Origin of the sequence: Variovorax sp. CAN15, assembly GCF_030462475.1 — a bacterium.
Classification (GTDB): Bacteria; Pseudomonadota; Gammaproteobacteria; order Burkholderiales; family Burkholderiaceae_C; genus Variovorax.
This window is the reverse complement of record NZ_JASMRZ010000020.1, coordinates 15,039-32,770: the sequence shown is the minus strand read 5'-3', so window position 1 is coordinate 32,770 and position 17,732 is coordinate 15,039. Positions and strand designations below refer to the sequence as shown.

Annotated in this window: 16 protein-coding genes and 1 pseudogene; 14 read left to right on the top strand and 3 right to left on the bottom strand. The window is 65.8% G+C overall.

Annotated elements, in window-relative coordinates; translation table 11 throughout:
* Positions 1-3 precede the first annotated feature (3 nt).
* The 8 genes and pseudogenes from QMO14_RS15280 to dnaJ all read left to right on the top strand — a co-directional run bounded on the left by QMO14_RS15280 (position 4) and on the right by dnaJ (position 8,226).
* Positions 4-1,068 (top strand): beta-propeller fold lactonase family protein, encoded by a 1,065-nt coding sequence (locus QMO14_RS15280; protein ID WP_301508072.1) that lies wholly within the window; start codon positions 4-6, stop codon positions 1,066-1,068.
* A 40-nt stretch (positions 1,069-1,108) separates the two neighbouring features.
* Positions 1,109-2,104, top strand: coding sequence for a tripartite tricarboxylate transporter substrate binding protein (locus tag QMO14_RS15275; protein ID WP_301508071.1), 996 nt, complete (start codon positions 1,109-1,111; stop codon positions 2,102-2,104).
* 112 nt (positions 2,105-2,216) lie between these two features.
* Positions 2,217-3,068, top strand: a complete 852-nt coding sequence (gene asd / locus QMO14_RS15270; RefSeq protein WP_301508070.1) for an archaetidylserine decarboxylase — start codon at positions 2,217-2,219, stop codon at positions 3,066-3,068.
* A gap of 179 nt (positions 3,069-3,247) precedes the next feature.
* Positions 3,248-3,529: pseudogene (locus QMO14_RS33385) on the top strand (winged helix-turn-helix transcriptional regulator); the annotation flags it as partial.
* Between the two features lie 246 nt (positions 3,530-3,775).
* Positions 3,776-4,126, top strand: coding sequence for an FKBP-type peptidyl-prolyl cis-trans isomerase (locus QMO14_RS15260; protein WP_013540334.1), 351 nt, complete (start codon positions 3,776-3,778; stop codon positions 4,124-4,126).
* A gap of 224 nt (positions 4,127-4,350) precedes the next feature.
* Positions 4,351-4,923, top strand: coding sequence for a nucleotide exchange factor GrpE (gene grpE / locus QMO14_RS15255; RefSeq protein WP_301508064.1), 573 nt, complete (start codon positions 4,351-4,353; stop codon positions 4,921-4,923).
* A 123-nt stretch (positions 4,924-5,046) separates the two neighbouring features.
* Positions 5,047-6,984: a molecular chaperone DnaK gene (gene dnaK / locus QMO14_RS15250; RefSeq protein ID WP_301508060.1), complete on the top strand. Its 1,938-nt coding sequence runs from the start codon at positions 5,047-5,049 to the stop codon at positions 6,982-6,984.
* Between the two features lie 108 nt (positions 6,985-7,092).
* On the top strand, positions 7,093-8,226 hold the full coding sequence (dnaJ, locus tag QMO14_RS15245) for a molecular chaperone DnaJ (protein WP_301508059.1): 1,134 nt from the start codon (positions 7,093-7,095) through the stop codon (positions 8,224-8,226).
* A 557-nt stretch (positions 8,227-8,783) separates the two neighbouring features.
* Here dnaJ and QMO14_RS15240 read toward each other — a convergent pair.
* Positions 8,784-9,002 (bottom strand): hypothetical protein, encoded by a 219-nt coding sequence (locus QMO14_RS15240; protein WP_301508058.1) that lies wholly within the window; start codon positions 9,000-9,002, stop codon positions 8,784-8,786.
* 43 nt (positions 9,003-9,045) lie between these two features.
* Here QMO14_RS15240 and QMO14_RS15235 point away from each other — a divergent pair, with 43 nt between their 5' ends.
* The 3 genes from QMO14_RS15235 (at position 9,046) to QMO14_RS15225 (ending at position 13,951) form a co-directional block, all read left to right on the top strand.
* Positions 9,046-10,968: a PrkA family serine protein kinase gene (locus QMO14_RS15235; protein WP_301508057.1), complete on the top strand. Its 1,923-nt coding sequence runs from the start codon at positions 9,046-9,048 to the stop codon at positions 10,966-10,968.
* A gap of 140 nt (positions 10,969-11,108) precedes the next feature.
* The gene (locus QMO14_RS15230) at positions 11,109-12,401 is read left to right on the top strand and encodes a YeaH/YhbH family protein (protein WP_301508055.1); all 1,293 of its coding nucleotides are present in this window, start codon (positions 11,109-11,111) and stop codon (positions 12,399-12,401) included.
* Positions 12,398-13,951, top strand: a complete 1,554-nt coding sequence (locus QMO14_RS15225) for a SpoVR family protein (RefSeq protein WP_301508054.1) — start codon at positions 12,398-12,400, stop codon at positions 13,949-13,951. The genes QMO14_RS15230 and QMO14_RS15225 overlap by 4 nt, the downstream gene beginning before the upstream one ends.
* 18 nt (positions 13,952-13,969) lie before the next feature.
* Here the strand turns inward: QMO14_RS15225 and aroQ are convergent, their stop codons facing one another.
* Together aroQ and QMO14_RS15215 are read right to left on the bottom strand one after the other, a co-directional pair.
* Complete coding sequence (aroQ, locus tag QMO14_RS15220) at positions 13,970-14,410, bottom strand: type II 3-dehydroquinate dehydratase (RefSeq protein ID WP_176667144.1); 441 nt, start codon at positions 14,408-14,410, stop codon at positions 13,970-13,972.
* Positions 14,411-14,447: 37 nt separating this feature from the next.
* The gene (locus tag QMO14_RS15215) at positions 14,448-15,416 is read right to left on the bottom strand and encodes a LysR family transcriptional regulator (RefSeq protein ID WP_301508053.1); all 969 of its coding nucleotides are present in this window, start codon (positions 15,414-15,416) and stop codon (positions 14,448-14,450) included.
* Positions 15,417-15,536: 120 nt separating this feature from the next.
* Here QMO14_RS15215 and QMO14_RS15210 point away from each other — a divergent pair, with 120 nt between their 5' ends.
* The 3 genes from QMO14_RS15210 to QMO14_RS15200 are packed head-to-tail and all read left to right on the top strand — an operon-like array spanning position 15,537 to position 17,723.
* Complete coding sequence (locus tag QMO14_RS15210; RefSeq protein ID WP_301508052.1) at positions 15,537-16,211, top strand: Rieske (2Fe-2S) protein; 675 nt, start codon at positions 15,537-15,539, stop codon at positions 16,209-16,211.
* A 13-nt stretch (positions 16,212-16,224) separates the two neighbouring features.
* Complete coding sequence (locus QMO14_RS15205; RefSeq protein ID WP_301508051.1) at positions 16,225-17,076, top strand: aromatic ring-hydroxylating dioxygenase subunit alpha; 852 nt, start codon at positions 16,225-16,227, stop codon at positions 17,074-17,076.
* Positions 17,073-17,723 (top strand): glutathione S-transferase family protein, encoded by a 651-nt coding sequence (locus QMO14_RS15200; protein ID WP_301508050.1) that lies wholly within the window; start codon positions 17,073-17,075, stop codon positions 17,721-17,723. Before QMO14_RS15205 ends, QMO14_RS15200 begins: the two co-directional genes overlap by 4 nt.
* The last annotated feature ends 9 nt before the right edge of the window (positions 17,724-17,732 follow it).

The following is a 17,732-nucleotide window of genomic DNA, read 5'->3' as shown; positions in this document are numbered from 1 at the left end:
GCCATGAAGGCAATCATCGCTTCGCTGGTGTGTGCGGCCGCCACGGCGCACGCGCAGGCCGCCACCTGGGTCTACGTGTCGAACGCCGACAGCCAGGAAATCTCGGTGCTCGAGCTCGACCGCGGCCAGGGCGCGCTCAAGCCGGTACAGACGCTGAACGTCGGCGGCACGGTGATGCCGATGGTGGTGAGCCGTGACAAGCGCGTGCTGTATGCCGCGCTGCGCTCGCAGCCGTTTCGCGTGACCGCCCTTTCGATCGACGGCGCCAGCGGCAGGCTGCGGAAGCTGGGCGAGGCCCCGCTGGCCGACAGCATGGCCAACATCGACCTCGACGCGAGCGGCAGGTGGCTGTTCGCGGCCTCCTACCAGGGGGGCAAGATCACGGTCAACGCGGTGGGCAAGGACGGCACGGTGGGGCCCGTCCACCAGCTGATCCAGACGGCGCCCAACGCGCACGCCATCCACGCCGACGCGAGCAACCGCTTCGTGCTCGCAACCAGCCTGGGCGGCGACAACGTGTCGAGCTGGCGCTTCGACGCGGAGAAGGGCCTGCTGTCGCCCAACGATCCGCCGCTGACCACCACCGCCGCCAAGTCGGGCCCGCGCCACTTCGTGTGGGACAAGGCACAGCGCCACGTCTACCTGCTGGACGAACTCGACGCCGCGCTGCACGTGTTCGCCTGGGACGCCGCGCGAGGCACGCTCAGGCTCGAACAGAGCACCACCACCCTGCCCGCCGGCTTCACCGGCAAGCCCTGGGCCGCCGACCTGCACCTGACGCCGGACGGGCGCTTTCTCTACGCATCGGAGCGCACCTCGAGCACGCTCTCGGCCTTCAAGGTCGATGCCGCCACCGGCCAGTTGCAGCCGCTGGGCCAGACGCCGACCGAGAAGGGGCCGCGCGGCTTCGCGATCGACGCCACCGGCCGCTACCTGATCGCGGCGGGGCAGGAATCGAACGGCATCTCGCTCTACACCATCGACAACACCACCGGCGCGCTGGGCAAGCCCCAGCACATCGACGTGGGCAAGAACCCGAACTGGATCGAGATCGTCGACCTGCCCTGAACGGCAGCCGGCGCCAACTGACAACCCAAGGAGACTTCGCATGCAACGCCGCACACTCATCCGCACCGCCCTCGCCTCTTCGGTCGCCGTCGCGCTTCCGGCGGCCTTCGCCCAGGGCAACAGCAACTGGCCCACGGGCAAGCCCATCACCTACCTCGTGCCGTTTCCGGCAGGCGGCACCACCGACGTGCTGGCCCGGCTGATCGGGCAGAAGCTGGGCCCGGTGCTGGGCACCACGGTGATCATCGACAACAAGGGCGGTGCCGGCGGCAGCGTGGGCTCGGAGATCGGCTCGCGCGCCGCGCCCGACGGCTTCACGCTGCTGGGCGGCACCATCAGCTCGCACGCGATCAACGTGAGCCTGTATCCGAAGCTCGGCTACGACCCGATCAAGTCGTTCGCGCCGGTGACGCTGATCGGCACCAACCCGGTGGTGCTGGTGGTGAACCAGGCGAGCCCCTACAAGACGCTGAACGACGTGATCGCCGCCAGCAAGGGCAAGGCGGGCGGGCTCTCGTCGGCATCGGCCGGCACGGGCACCTCGCAGCACCTGGCGCTGGAGCTGCTGGCCTACAAGTCGGGCGTGAAGTTCACGCACATCCCGTACAAGGGCAGCGGCCCGGCGATCCAGGACGTGATCGGCGGTCAGGTCGACATGATGTTCGACACCACGGTGGTAGCCGGCCCGCACATCCAGAGCGGCAAGCTGCGCGCGATCGCCGTCACCTCCGCGAAGCGCCTGGCCTCGATGCCCGACGTGCCGACGGTGGCCGAATCGGGCGTGCCGGGGCTGCAGGACTTCGAGGTGGTGTCGTGGCAGGCCATCTTCGTGCCCGCGCACACGCCCGCGCCGGTGGTCGACCGGCTGCACACCGAGATCCGCAAGATCCTCGCGACGCCGGAGATGCAGGACAAGCTCAAGGGCTTCGGCATGGAGCCGGCCGACCTGAGCACCATGCAGATCGCGGCCTTCCAGAAGGCCGAGGTGGAGAAGTGGGCTCAGGTGATCAAGGCGGCGGGGATCAAGCCCGACTGATGCGGCGCGATCGGCGGGGGCCGGCCGGGGGAACCAAGGGAAGCTTCCTACGTCCCGGGCTGGGAGCCCTTTATAGAATGCCCCTCCGATCCGCTTTCCAGATCATTCCCACGTGTCCGACCGCTCCGCCGTACTGCCCCAATACCTGTTTCCCAAGCAGGCCCTGACCAATTTCGCCGGCTGGGTCGCGGGCAAGGAGCGGGGCGCCGTGACGACGTGGATCATCCGGCGCTTCGTGGCCAAGTACGGCGTGGACATGGGCGAGGCGCTCGAGTCGGACATCGGCCACTACAAGAGCTTCAACCAGTTCTTCACGCGCGAACTCAAGCCCGGCGCCCGGCCCCTCGCGCAGGCCGACCTGGTCTGCCCGGTGGATGGCGCGATCAGCCAGTTCGGCGCGATAGAAGGCGACCAGATCTTCCAGGCCAAGGGCCACAACTACACGACCACGGCACTGGTGGGCGGCGATGCCACGCTGGCCGCGAAGTTCGCGCACGGCAGCTTCGCCACGCTCTACCTGAGCCCGAAGGACTACCACCGCATCCACATGCCCTGCGACGGGCGGCTGGTGCGCATGATCCACGTGCCGGGCGACCTGTTCTCCGTCAACCCGACCACGGCGCGCGGCGTGCCGGGCCTCTTCGCGCGCAACGAGCGCGTGGTGTGCGTCTTCGAATCGGCGCACGGTCCCTTCGTGCTGGTGCTGGTGGGCGCCACCATCGTCGGCAGCATGGCCACCGTGTGGCACGGCGTGGTCAACCCGCCGCGCGTGGGCGAACTGCGCGAGTGGCACTACACCGACCAGCAGATCGACATCCGCAAGGGCGACGAGATGGGCCGGTTCTTGCTGGGCTCCACCGTCGTCATGCTGTTCCCGGCCCCCCCGCTGGCCTTCAACCCGCAATGGGCGCCCGGCCGCGCGATCCGGTTGGGCGAAGCCATGGCCGAATACACCAATTTGTGAGGCTTTGTCTCACAGCCCGCATCCAGCCTGTATTTACAGCTACAAAACTAGTAGCATCCTCATCGATTGCGATATAGTCGCCGGCCAACGAGACGGTTCATAACCAACCACAAGAACGCGAGGCATCGCCCTGCCCCCACCAGGTCGACGGTCCGCCCAGCTTCGAGGAGATGATGTCGATGAGTACCAAGGAAAACGCAGCCATCAGCCAGCTGCTCGCCCTGCTCGAAGCCCGCTACGCGCTGCGCGTGCTCTGGGCCCTGCGCGACGGCCACGCGCAGACCTTCCGCCTGCTGCAGGACAGCGTGGGCGGCATCACTCCCAACACGCTCAACACACGCATCAAGGAACTGCGCGAAGCCGGCCTCGTCGGCCACGGCAGCGACGGCTACAGCCTCACGCTCAGCGGACAGGACCTGCTCAAGCGCCTGTCCGACCTGCAGGCCTTCGCGGGCAAATGGCAACTCGGCCAGCTGAAGAAGGCCGTGGCGACGGCACCTGCCGCGCCCGCCGTGAACGCTTCCCCGGTCCCCGTCCCGCCGGCTGCGGCCCCTTCCCCCGCACCCCTCGCGGCGCCTGCGCCTACGCCCGCGCCGACCGGCGACGACACCAGCCACGGCTGACGGACGGCGGGGCGGCCCGCCGGGCCTCGGTAAACTCCGCGCCTTCGATCCACGGATCTCACATCGACGCAAGGAGCGTTTCCCATGCCCACCACTCCCTCCGGCCTGCAATACGAAGACACCGAAGTCGGCACCGGCGCCGAAGCCAAGGCCGGCCAGCACGTGCATGTGCACTACACCGGCTGGCTCTACAACGACGGCGTGCAAGGCGCCAAGTTCGACTCCAGCCGCGACCGCAACGACCCCTTCGCGTTCTCGCTGGGCGCGGGCCAGGTCATCAAGGGTTGGGACGAAGGCGTGGCCGGCATGAAGATCGGCGGCAAGCGCACCCTCATCATTCCCGCATCGCTGGGCTACGGCGCGCGCGGCGCCGGCGGCGTGATCCCTCCGAACGCCACGCTGAAGTTCGACGTCGAGTTGCTCGACGCACACTGAACAAGGCTCGCCCCAGGCTTCGCGCACTTCGTGCCGCTTCGCCCCCTACCGGGGCCAACACCTGCGGCCCGGCAAGGCCGGTTCCGCGGTGTTCCCGGCTGAACAGCCTGAATTCCAGCACTCCTGCGGCCTTCCTGGCCGCATTTTTTCGCTTGAAAAGCTTCAGGCCAGCCCCATGTGGCTGGCTATCGTTTGTTTTCCGGCGCGCGCCGGTTCTTTGAAAAATGTCTGACCCGCAACAATCCGCACAGAATTCTCAAATGCTGCAAGGCGAGCCAAGCCCCGAAGAACTGGAGGCCGCCCAGGCCGCCAACGAAGCCGAGGCGCTCGACGCGCTGGCAGTCGCCCAGGGCGAACTCGCCGCGCTGCAAGCCAAGAATGCCGAACTTGCCGACCAGTACCTGCGTGCCCAGGCCGATGTGCAGAACGCCCGCCGCCGCGCGGACGAGGAAATCAGCAAGGCCCGCAAGTTCGCCGTGGAGGCCTTCGCCGAAAGCCTGCTGCCGGTGACCGACAGCCTGGAAGCCGGCCTGGCCGTCAAGGACGCCACGCCCGAGCAGATCCGCGAAGGCGCCGAAGCCACGCTGCGGCAGCTCAAGAGCGCGCTCGAACGCAACAAGGTGATCGAGGTGGCGCCCGCCCCCGGCACGAAGTTCGACCCGCACCAGCACCAGGCCATCTCCATGGTGCCCGCCGAGCAGGAGCCCAACACCGTGGTGAGCGTGCTGCAGAAGGGCTACACCATCAACGACCGCGTGCTGCGCCCGGCGCTCGTCACCGTCAGCGCGCCCAGGTAACCCGCCCCGGCGTTCACCGACCCACAAGATTCCCACAGGAAATCCCCGTTTCATCCCTTGAATCGCAACGGGTTATCCACACGTTCATAACAACACAACTTTCAGGCTTTCAGGAGTAAGAACATGGCAAAGATCATCGGCATCGACCTCGGCACCACCAACTCGTGCGTGTCGATCATGGAAGGCAACACCACGCGTGTGATCGAGAACTCGGAAGGTGCCCGCACCACGCCGTCGATCGTCGCGTACCAGGAAGACGGTGAAGTGCTGGTCGGTGCCTCGGCCAAGCGCCAGGCCGTCACCAACCCCAAGAACACGCTGTACGCGATCAAGCGCCTGATCGGGCGCAAGTTCGAGGAAAAGGAAGTCCAGAAGGACATCGACCTGATGCCCTACACCATCGCCAAGGCCGACAACGGCGACGCATGGGTGGAAGTGCGCGGCAAGAAGATGGCCCCGCAGCAGGTCAGCGCCGACATCCTGCGCAAGATGAAGAAGACCGCCGAAGACTACCTCGGCGAAACCGTGACCGAAGCCGTGATCACGGTGCCGGCCTACTTCAACGACGCCCAGCGCCAGGCCACCAAGGACGCCGGCCGCATCGCCGGCCTCGACGTCAAGCGCATCATCAACGAGCCCACCGCCGCTGCCCTGGCCTTCGGCCTGGACAAGCAGGACAAGGCCGACCGCAAGATCGCCGTGTACGACCTCGGCGGCGGCACCTTCGACGTGTCGATCATCGAAATTGCCGACGTCGACGGCGAGAAGCAGTTCGAAGTGCTGTCGACCAACGGCGACACCTTCCTGGGCGGCGAAGACTTCGACCAGCGCATCATCGACTACATCATCGGCGAGTTCAAAAAGGAACAGGGCGTCGACCTGAGCAAGGACGTGCTGGCCCTGCAGCGCCTGAAGGAAGCCGCCGAGAAGGCCAAGATCGAGCTGTCGAACAGCGCGCAGACCGACATCAACCTGCCCTACATCACGGCCGATGCCTCGGGTCCGAAGCACCTGAACATCAAGCTGACCCGCGCCAAGCTGGAAAGCCTGGTCGACGAACTGATCGAGCGCACCATCGCTCCCTGCCGACTGGCCATCAAGGACGCCGGCATCAGCGTGGGCGACATCAACGACGTGATCCTGGTCGGCGGCATGACCCGCATGCCCAAGGTGCAGGAAAAGGTGAAGGCCTTCTTCGGCAAGGAACCGCGCAAGGACGTGAACCCCGACGAGGCCGTGGCCGTCGGCGCCGCCATCCAGGGCCAGGTTCTCTCGGGCGACCGCAAGGACGTGCTGCTGCTGGACGTGACCCCGCTGTCGCTGGGCATCGAGACCATGGGCGGCGTCATGACCAAGATGATCGCCAAGAACACCACGATTCCGACGAAGTTCGCGCAGACCTTCTCGACCGCCGAGGACAACCAGCCGGCCGTGACCATCAAGGTGTTCCAGGGCGAGCGCGACATCGCCGCGGGCAACAAGCTGCTGGGCGAATTCAATCTCGAAGGCATTCCGCCGGCATCGCGCGGCACGCCGCAGATCGAGGTGAGCTTCGACATCGACGCCAACGGCATCCTGCACGTCGGCGCCAAGGACAAGGGCACCGGCAAGGAAAACAAGATCACCATCAAGGCGAGCTCGGGCCTGTCGGAAGACGAGATCCAGAAGATGGTGAAGGACGCCGAACTCAACGCCGCCGACGACAAGAAGAAGCTCGAGATCGTGCAGGCCCGCAACCAGGGCGAAGCCATGGTGCACAGCGTCAAGAAGTCGCTGGGCGAACACGGCGCCAGCCTCGAAGCCGCCGAGAAGGAAGCGATCGAGACCGCGATCAAGGACCTCGAGGAAGCGCTGAAGGGCGAAGACAAGGCCGCGATCGAGGAAAAGACCAACACGCTGATGACCGCAAGCCAGAAGCTCGGCGAGAAGATGTATGCCGAATCGCAGGCCGCGGCCGGCGCCTCGGCTGCAGCCGGGGCGGCTGGCGCGGAAGCTGCTGCACATGCACAGGCTGATGACAACGTGGTCGACGCCGAAGTGAAGGAAGTCAAGAAGGGCTGATCTCCAGCCCGCCGACCAAGGCTGGAACACCTGAAAGGGTGCTCCAGCCTTTCTCGCTTCAAGTTTCCCGAGTTCCCGCTGCTTCCCTGATCTCCCGATCGACCTGCCATGGCCACCAAACGCGACTACTACGAAACCCTCGGCGTCCCCAAGAACGCGAGCGAGGAAGAAATCAAGAAGGCTTATCGCAAGCTTGCGATGAAGCACCATCCCGACCGCAACCACGGCGACACCTCCAAGGAGGCCGAGGCCAAGTTCAAGGAGGTCAAGGAAGCCTACGAAATGCTGTCCGACGGCCAGAAGCGCGCGGCCTACGACCAGTACGGCCATGCCGGCGTCGACCCCAACATGCGCGGCGGCCCGGGCGCCGAAGGCTTCGGCGGCTTCGCGGAAGCCTTCGGCGACATCTTCGGCGACGTGTTCGGCGGAGGACGCCGCGGAGGCGGCGGCCGCCAGGTCTTCCGTGGCAGCGACCTGAGCTACGCGATGGAGATCACGCTCGAGGAAGCCGCCGAGGGCAAGACCACCGAGATCCGCATCCCCACCTGGGACGAGTGCGAAACCTGCCACGGCTCGGGCGCGAAGCCGGGTACCAAGCCCATCACCTGCACCACCTGCCACGGCGCGGGCGCGGTGCAGATGCGCCAGGGCTTCTTCAGCGTGCAGCAGACCTGCCCCACCTGCCACGGCAGCGGCAAGATCATTCCCGAGCCCTGCACCGCGTGCCACGGCCAGGGCAAGATCAAGCGCAACAAGACGCTCGAAGTGAAGATCCGCGCCGGCATCGACGACGGCCAGCGCATGCGCGTGACCGGTAGCGGCGAACCCGGCGTCAACGGCGGCCCTCCGGGCGACCTGTACATCGAGATCCGCCTGAAGAAGCACGACATCTTCGAGCGCGACGGCGACAACCTGCACTGCGTGGTGCCGGTGAGCGTGACCACTGCCGCGCTCGGAGGCGAGATCAACGTGCCCACGCTCAAGGGCGCGGCGGCCATCGACATTCCCGAAGGCACGCAAAGCGGCAAGCAGTTCCGCCTGCGCGGCAAGGGCATCAAGGGAGTGAACTCGAGCTATCCGGGTGACCTGTACTGCCACGTGCGCGTCGAGACGCCCGTGAAGCTCACCGAGTTCCAGCGCAAGCTGATGAAGGAACTCGACGAATCGCTCAAGAAGGGCGGCGAGAAGCACAGCCCCACCGACAAGGGCTGGTTCGACAAAGCGAAAGAATTCTTCAGCTGATCACTCCGCGCACGCCAAGCTCCCTCCACAGGGACCTGGCGTCGTGTTTCGGGCTGGCAAGCGTCGGGCGGGCACCAAGGATGTGCAGGTCCAGCTGATGGGCCCGGATCTCGCGGCCATCCGGCTGCAATCCGGCGCTCCGCCCTGCTTCCCTGTCTGCCATGTAGCACCGGGGACCTCATTCGGCGATAGCTTTGTCGCCGGCACCGGTCACTTCATGACCGCTATCCACACCCGAGTTTTCGAACCGGTGCGCACGGGCCTCTGAGCGCCGCCGCAGGCACGCAAACAGTGCCTCGCGCACCTTCGAGGAACACACCCACTCCTTCCCAAGCCCGGCACCGACACCAGATCACGCAAGCCACCTATCCCAGAGTGGCTCAGGGTTTGCTTTTATATTTCTTTGGGCTGGGCAATAAACCAAACGGCAGATCGCGCGTTATTGCAACAGCAACGCCTGTTTTTTGAGCTTGGAAGCTCAATAGGCGATTTTTTCCCGGAGAAAAGGCAAAAACGAACGATGGCCATTCGGCATAGGCGTTTTCACCCGGAGAGAATCAAGAAAGCGAGCCTTTGAATTTACCTGAAATCCGGAAATTTGTTCCTTGTTTTTTCTGGAACTTTACTTGGCGTCGTGGTTCTGAATTAACAAATGATTTGCCGGGTTCAATCTTTGCTTTATGCTGATTGTTAGCAGATTGTTGTAAGGGAGTTTTCCGCGGCATGCAGCCAGGGGCAGGCACACCTTTAAATGTTGCGCCAAGCGCTTGCTGCACGCCATCGGGCCTAAAAGCCCACCGACCTGAAGGAGGCGTGACCATGGATGTGATCAGCAACTTTGCCGCCCGCTACGAGCGCACCCGCGAGGAAGTCATCTCGCTGCAGGATTACCTGGACATCTGCAAGCGCGATCCCATGGCTTACGCCACAGCCTCCGAGCGCATGCTCAAGGCCATCGGAGAGCCCCAGCTGGTCGACACCCGCAACGACCCCCGCCTTTCGCGCATCTTCGCGAACAAGGTCATCAAGATCTATCCGGCATTCAAGGAGTTCTATGGCATGGAAGACGCCATAGAACAGGTAGTGTCCTATTTCCGCCACGCCGCGCAGGGGCTGGAGGAAAAGAAGCAAATCCTTTACCTGCTCGGCCCGGTGGGCGGCGGCAAGAGCTCCATAGCGGAGCGCCTGAAGCAGCTCATGGAGCACGTGCCCTTCTACGCCATCCAGGGCTCGCCGGTGAACGAATCGCCCCTCGGCCTCTTCGATACTGTCGAAGACGGCGAGATTCTTGAAAAGGAATACGGCATCCCCCGCCGCTACCTGAATCGAATTCTCTCTCCCTGGGCCGTCAAGCGACTCGAGGAGTACGGCGGCGACATCCGCCAGTTCAAGGTTGTCAAGCGCTACCCGTCGGTGCTGCGGCAGATCGCGGTCGCCAAGACCGAGCCTGGCGACGAGAACAACCAGGACATCTCCTCGCTGGTCGGCAAGGTCGACATCCGCAAGCTCGAGACCTTCGCCCAGGACGACCCCGACGCCTACTCCTACTCCGGTGGCCTGTGCCTGGCCAACCAGGGCCTGCTGGAGTTCGTGGAGATGTTCAAGGCGCCCATCAAGGTGCTGCACCCCCTGCTGACCGCCACGCAGGAAAGCAACTTCAAGGGCACCGAAGGCTTCGGCGCCATCCCCTTCGACGGCATCGTGCTGGCGCACAGCAACGAGAGCGAGTGGAAGGCCTTCCGCAACAACAAGAACAACGAGGCTTTCCTCGACCGGATCTACATCGTCAAGGTGCCCTATTGCCTGCGCGCCTCCGAGGAAATCAAGATCTACGAGAAGCTGGTGCGCAACTCCTCGCTGGCCAACGCCCCCTGCGCCCCCGGAACGCTGCGCATGATGGCCCAGCTCTCGGTGCTCACGCGCCTGAAGGAGCCCGAGAACTCCAGCACCTTCAGCAAGATGCAGGTGTACGACGGCGAGAACCTCAAGGACACCGACCCGAAGGCCAAGTCGATCCAGGAGTACCGCGACTACGCGGGCGTCGACGAGGGCATGAGCGGCGTTTCCACCCGCTTCGCCTTCAAGATCATCTCCAAGGTCTTCAACTTCGACAGCTCCGAGGTGGCCGCCAACCCCGTGCACCTGATGTACGTGCTCGAGCAGCAGATCGAGCGCGAGCAGTTCCCGCCGGAAGTCGAGCAGAAGTACATCAGCTACATCAAGGAGCTGCTGGCGCCGCGCTATGCCGAGTTCATCGGCAAGGAAATCCAGACCGCCTACCTCGAGAGCTACAGCGAGTACGGCCAGAACATCTTCGACCGCTACGTGACCTACGCCGACTACTGGATCCAGGACCAGGAGTTCCGCGACGTGGACACCGGCGAAGTCTTCGACCGCGCATCGCTCAACGCCGAACTCGAGAAGATCGAGCGGCCCGCCGGCATCGGCAACCCGAAGGACTTCCGCAACGAGATCGTCAACTTCGTGCTGCGCGCGCGGGCCGGCAACGCGGGGCGCAACCCGGCGTGGACCAGCTACGAGAAGCTGCGCTCGGTGATCGAGAAGAAGATGTTCTCCAACACAGAGGAGCTGCTGCCGGTGATCAGCTTCAACACCAAGAGCAGCGCCGACGAGCAGAAGAAGCACGAGGACTTCGTGACCCGCATGGTCGAGAAGGGCTACACGTCGAAGCAGGTTCGCCTGCTCTGCGAGTGGTATCTGCGGGTGCGCAAGAGCTCTTGACATGGCACACCCCCAGGCTTCGCGCACTTCGTGTCGCTTCGCCAACCCCCTTGCAGGGGGCAACGCCAGCGGCCCGGCAAGGCCGGTTCCGCGGCGTTTCACGAAGGAACGCGTGATCCGTCATTAAGGGAGCAGACATCTTGGCCATCCTGCAGCAGATCATCGACCGCCGGCTATCGGGCAAGAACAAGTCCATTGGCAACCGCGAGCGCTTCCTCAGGCGCTACAAGGGGCAGATCCAGGAAGCGGTGAGGCGCGCCGTCAGCGGCCGCAACATCCGCGAGCTGGAGCAAGGCGAAGATGTGACCCTGCCGCGCCACGACGTGTCCGAGCCCGTGTTCGGCCATGCCCGCGGCGGCGACCGCGAATACGTGCACCCGGGCAACCAGGAATACCTGAAGGGCGACCGCATCAAGCGCCCCGAAGGCGGGGGCGGCGGCGGCTCCGGCAGCGGGGAGGCCAGCGACAGCGGCGAAGGCGAGGACGACTTCGTCTTCCGCCTCACGCGCGAGGAGTTCATGCGCGTCTTCTTCGACGACCTCGCGCTGCCCCACCTCATCCGCACCCAGATCGCCGACGTGCCCGAGTGGAAGAGCCACCGCGCAGGCTTCACCAGCGACGGCTCGCCCAACAACCTGCACGTGGTGCGCTCGATGCGCGGCGCCCTCGCCCGCCGCATCGCGCTGGGCGGCGAGCCGCGCAAGGAACTCAAGCGGCTCGAAGCGCACCTCGAGAGCCTGCAACGGCATCCGCAGGTCGAGCAGCCCTTCATCCAGAAGGAAATCCGCGAGACCGAGGAGCGCATCGCCGAGGTGCGCCGCACCATGCGGCACGTGCCCTACATCGACCCCATCGACCTGCGCTACCGCAATCGCGTGAAGACGCCGGTGCCCAGCGCAAAGGCCGTGATGTTCTGCCTCATGGACGTGTCGGGCTCGATGGACGAGGCGCGCAAGGACATGGCCAAGCGCTTCTTCATGCTGCTGTACATGTTCCTCACGCGGCACTACGAGAAGATCGACCTGGTCTTCCTGCGCCACCACACGCAGGCGCAGGAGGTGAGCGAGGAAGAGTTCTTCCACGCCACCGAAACCGGCGGCACGGTGGTGTCGAGCGCCTTGGTGCTGATGGACGAGATCATCAAGGCGCGCTACCCCAGCGGCGAATGGAACGTGTACGGCGCGCAGGCCAGCGACGGCGACAACTGGCACCAGGACAGCGGCCGCTGCCGCGAGCTGCTGGTCGACAACATCCTGCCGGTGGTGCGCTACTACGCCTACGTGCAGGTAGCCGAGACCGAGCAGAACCTGTGGCAGGAATACCAGCAGCTCGAAGGCGTGGAGCCCAACTTCGCGATGCGCAAGGTGTCCGACGCACAGGACATCTACCCGGTCTTCCGCGACCTGTTCAAGAAGGAAGGGGTCACGTCATGAACACCGCCATCACCGCCCCTCCTGCGGCCACCAGCCTCCCCCGGCTGGAACGCCTGCCCAGCCCTTCCGACTGGACCTTCGAGCTGATCGAGACCTACCACACCGAAATCGCCAGGACCGCCAGGAGCTATGGCCTCGACGTGTACGCGAACCAGCTCGAAGTCATCACGGCCGAGCAGATGATGGACGCCTACGCCAGCGTGGGCATGCCCATGATCTACCGCCACTGGTCATACGGAAAGCAGTTCATCTCGACCGAGAAGAACTACAAGCGCGGCCACATGGGCCTGGCCTACGAGATCGTCATCAACTCCGACCCGTGCATCGCCTACCTGATGGAGGAGAACACCATGGCCATGCAGGCCCTGGTGATCGCGCACGCGGCCTACGGCCACAACAGCTTCTTCAAGGGCAACTACCTTTTCCGGATGTGGACCGACGCCTCGTCCATCATCGACTACCTGGTCTACGCGCGGCACTACATCGCCGAGTGCGAGGAGCGCCACGGCCTCGACGCGGTGGAAGAGCTGCTCGACTCCTGCCATGCGCTCATGAACTACGGCGTCGACCGCTACCGCCGTCCGCAGAAGCGATCGCTGGCGCAGGAGGCCGCCCAGCGCGCCGAGCGCGAGCGCCACATGCAGCAGCAGGTGAACGACCTATGGCGCACGCTGCCGCGCAAGAGCGAGCAGGCGGCCGAGGCCGATGCCGCCAGGCGCTTTCCGGCGGAGCCGCAGGAAAACCTGCTCTACTTCATCGAGAAGAACGCAGCCCTCCTGGAGCCTTGGCAGCGCGAGGTGGTGCGCATCGTGCGCAAGATCGCGCAGTATTTCTATCCGCAGCGCCAGACCCAGGTCATGAACGAGGGCTGGGCCACCTTCTGGCACTACACGCTGCTCAACACCATGTACGACCGCGGCCAGCTCGCCGACGGCTTCATGATGGAATGGCTCAGCTCGCACACGGGCGTGATCTTCCAGCCGCCGGTGGGCCACCGCGCCTACAGCGGCATCAACCCGTACGCACTGGGCTTCGCGATGTACACCGACCTGCGGCGCATCTGCGAGAAGCCCACCGAGGAAGACCGCCGCTGGTTCCCCGACTTCGCCGGCACCGACTGGCTGCGGACCATCGACTACGCGATGCGCAACTTCAAGGACGAGAGCTTCATCGGCCAGTTCCTGAGCCCGAAGACGATGCGCGACTTCCGCCTGTTCTCGATCCGCGACTTCCAGAGCGAGTCGGAACTGGAGGTGTCGGCCATCCACGACGACAGCGGCTACCACGCACTGCGCGAATCGCTCTCACGCCAGTACGACATCGGCAGCCGCGAGCCGGACATCCAGGTGTGGAACGTGGCCATGCGCGGCGACCGCTCGCTGACGCTGCGCCACACGCAGCGCAACAACCTGCCGCTGCACGACACGGCCGAAGAGGTGCTCAAGCACGTCGCGCGGCTCTGGGGCTTCGACGTGCACCTGGAGAGCATCGACAGCCAGGGCCGCATCAGCCGCAGCTGGAAGGCCTCGGCGCCGAAACAACTCTATTGACGGCGCCGAAGGCCCGGGTCAGGTCGCCAGCGCCGTGATGGCGAGGATGTAGCCCTTCACGCCCAGCCCCACGATGATGCCCTTGGCCGCTGGCGAGATGTACGAGTGGTGGCGGAACTCCTCGCGCGCGTGCACGTTCGAGATGTGCAGCTCGATCAGCGGCACGCTCGCGCCCTTGATGGCGTCGTGCAGCGCGATCGAGGTGTGGGTGTAGGCGCCGGGGTTCATCACCACGCCGATCATGTTGCCCGCCGCCACCTCGCGGCCGGCTTCCTGGATCCAGTCGATCAGCACGCCCTCGTGGTTCGACTGACGGCATTCGATCTCGACGCCGAACTTGGCGCCCGTTTCCTTGCACAGGCGTTCGACGTCGGCCAGCGTGTCGCGTCCGTACTGTTCGGGCTCGCGCGTGCCGAGCAGGTTGAGGTTGGGGCCGTTGAGGACGAGGATCTTCTTCATGATGGTTGTCTGGCGGAATCTGGCGAACGGAGGCCGATTATGTTCTCGCGGCCGCCCTGCGCCGCCGGGCGGCGGACGAGCCGACGTAGTAGTTGTACGAATCGATGTCGACCACGCAGCGCGCCATCAGGTCGACGAAGGAGCGCAGCTTCTGCCCCATGTAGCGCTGCCGCTGGTAGGCGCAGTAGATGCGCCGGGGCTCCGGCTGCCACTGCGGCATCACCGGCACCAGCACGCCCTGCTCCAGCTCGGGCCGCACGAAGAAGGCCGGCAGAAGCGCAATGCCCAGGCCGTCGATGCAGAAGGTCTTCATCACCCAGTGGTCGTTGGTCTGGAAGGCCGGCTCGGGGCTGAAGGCGAAGCTGGCCGTGCCCGACACCAGCAGCACCTGCGAGCGCTCCGAAGGCTCCTTCATCACGATGGACTGGTGCGCCGCCAGTTCCCCGGGCGACGAGGGCGTGCCGTGCCGCGCCAGGTACTGCGGGCTCGCGTACAGCCCGTAGTTCAGCCGCCCCAGCAGCCGCGCCACGAGGTTCGGCGCATCGGGCGGCTCGGAGCACACATAGCAGTCGACGTCGCCGATTTGCGGCGCGTGGAAGCCGTTCGCCACGTCGAGCTGGCAGCGCACATCCGGATGCGCCTCCAGGAACAGCTTGACCACGTGGCAGACGAAGGAAGTGCTGAACTGCGTGTCCGACAGCAGCGAGAGGCTACCCGACACGCCTGTCGTCAACGCATGGACTTCGGTGCTGGCCTCCTCGAGCCGGCCCTTCACCTCGTCGAGCAGCCCTTCGCCGCGTACCAGGAAGGCGCGGCCGGCCTCGGTGAGCGAGATGCGGCGCGGACTGCGCAGGAGCAGTTGCGCGCCCAGCAGCTCCTCCAGCCGCGTGAGCTGCCGGCTCAGCGTGGCCTTGGAAACGCCGGAGAGGCTTTCGGCCTTGGTCAGGCTGCCGCTCCTGGCGATCAGCACGAAAGCCTCGACCAGGGCGAGATCGATGCGGCTCATGCGGCCCAGCGTTGCAGGAATGAAAAGCAGCGTCTCTTCATGTGACTTTCATCGGTGCGGCGGAAACGTTACGGTATCACCGGCGCGCAGCCGTCCTTTCCGCGCTTTTCCCACCGACACATGAATACCCCAGAAAACACCGCCGCCACCTGGCACCCCGTCGCGCGCTCGGCAGACCTCCGCCCGGGCGCCAACATCGTCGCCGGCTTCGCCGAAGGCCAGGAACTCGCGCTCTGGCGCGCCGCCGACGGCACCGCCCAGGCCTGGGAGAACCGCTGCCCGCACCGCAGCGTGCGCTTCACGCTCGGGCAGGTCATCGACAACCGCCTGGCCTGCGCGTACCACGGCTGGCAGTACGAGGCGGGCAGCGGGCAGTGCGCCAGCATTCCGGCGCATCCGGCCATGCAGGCGCCGCGCAATGTCTGTGCGAAGACCTTCGGCACGGCGGAGGCGGCGGGGATGCTGTGGGTACATCTGTCGCCAGAGGCGCCGCCGGTTCCCGACGAACTGCGCAATGCCGTCCCCGCCGGCTGGCATTTCTGCCGCACGCTGACCGTTCGCGCATCCGCCGGCACGGTGCGGAAAGAGCTGGCACGCCACGGCATGGCCTCCCCTGCCTGGCGCGGCCGACTCGGCGGCACGGAAACCGTCGCCCTCATCCTCGACGCCCAAACACGCCTCGCCTTCATCCACCTGTGGACCGAAGCCGCCCCCGGCTCGGCCGCCATGAAGGCCCTGCACGCGGCAGCCCGCCAGCTGCGCACCGACATCGAAGCCCTGCCCCACCAAGGCTGAAGAAAGAGAAACCATGCCCTTCGTCACCGACGACCCCAACATGCTCGACGACTGGCTGGTCGTCGGCCCGGCGCCGGCTCCATCGGCCTCGCGCGACACACGCCTGCTCGGCGAAACCGTGCGGCTTTCCACCGATGCCGACGGCACGCCCCGCTGCTGCCTCGGCGACACCCCGCTCGCCGTGCAATCCAGCTACGGCTATCTCTGGGTCTGCCCCAGCGGCCGCCCCGCCCGCCCGCTGTTCGACTTTCCCGAATACGGCGAGCCCGGCCGCCGCCGCGTCGACTGCGGCGGCATCGGTGTCGCGGTGTCGGGCCTGCGCGTGATCGAGAACTTCCTCGACATGGCGCACTTTCCCTTCGTGCACGCCGACTACCTCGGCAAGGTGCCGCACACCGAGGTGGCGCAGTACCAGGTGCAGGTCGAGCCCGCCACCGGCGAGATCTGGGCCACCGACTGCCGCTTCTGGCAGCCGCGCGCTTCCGCCGCGCACGATTCGTCGGGCAGCGAGGTGCTCTACAAGTACCGCGTGATGCAGCCCTTCTCGGCCATGCTCTACAAGAGCAGCTTCCGCGCGGGCGCGCTCGACGCGATCGGCATCTTCCTGCAGCCCGTCGACGAGGAACACGTGATCGCCCACACCCTGCTGGCCTGCTACGACGACCATTCCACCGACGCCGAGCTCATCGCCTTCCAGCACACCATCTTCGGGCAGGACAAACCCATCCTGGAGAACCACGCCTTCAAGCGCATGCCGCTGGAAGGCCGCGCCGAGACGCCCACGCGCGGCGACACCTCCTCCGTCACCTACCGGCGATGGCTGCGCGAGCGCGGCATGCGCTTCGGCGTGAGGGCCGCGGCATGACGACGATGCTGAAGCTCTACGACTACCCGCTCTCGGGCAACTGCTTCAAGGTGCGGCAGATGCTGGCCTGGCTCGGCGTTGCGTACCAGTCGGTGCCGGTCGATTTCTTTCCCGGCCGCGAGCACAAGTCCGCAGCCTTCCTCGCCAACATCAACCCGCTGGGCCAGCTCCCGGTGATCGACGACGACGGCTTCGTGCTGCGCGACGCTCAGGCGATCCTGGTCTACCTCGCAAGCCGCCACGACCCGCGGGGCCGCTGGTATCCCGCCGACGCGAGGCTGCGCGGCGAAGTCGCCCAGTGGCTCGCCACCGCCGACGAGATCACCCGCACCGCCTCGGCCGCGCGGCTGCACGACGCGCTGGGCTATCACCACCTCGACATCGACGCCTGCCGCGCCGGCGCGCGCGCCGTGTTCCGCGTGCTCGACGACCACCTTGCCGAACGCGCCGCCGAAGGCCTGCGCTGGCTCGCGTCGGGCCCCGATGCGACCATTGCCGACCTCGCCTGCTTTCCCTACGTGGCGCTGGCGGGCGAAGGCGGCATCGCGCTCGACGAGTTTCCGGCGCTGCGAAACTGGGTCTGGGATTTCCGCCACCTGCCTGGGTTCATCGGCATGTCGGGTATCTTCCCTGCTGGCCCTGCCTGAGAATCCTCT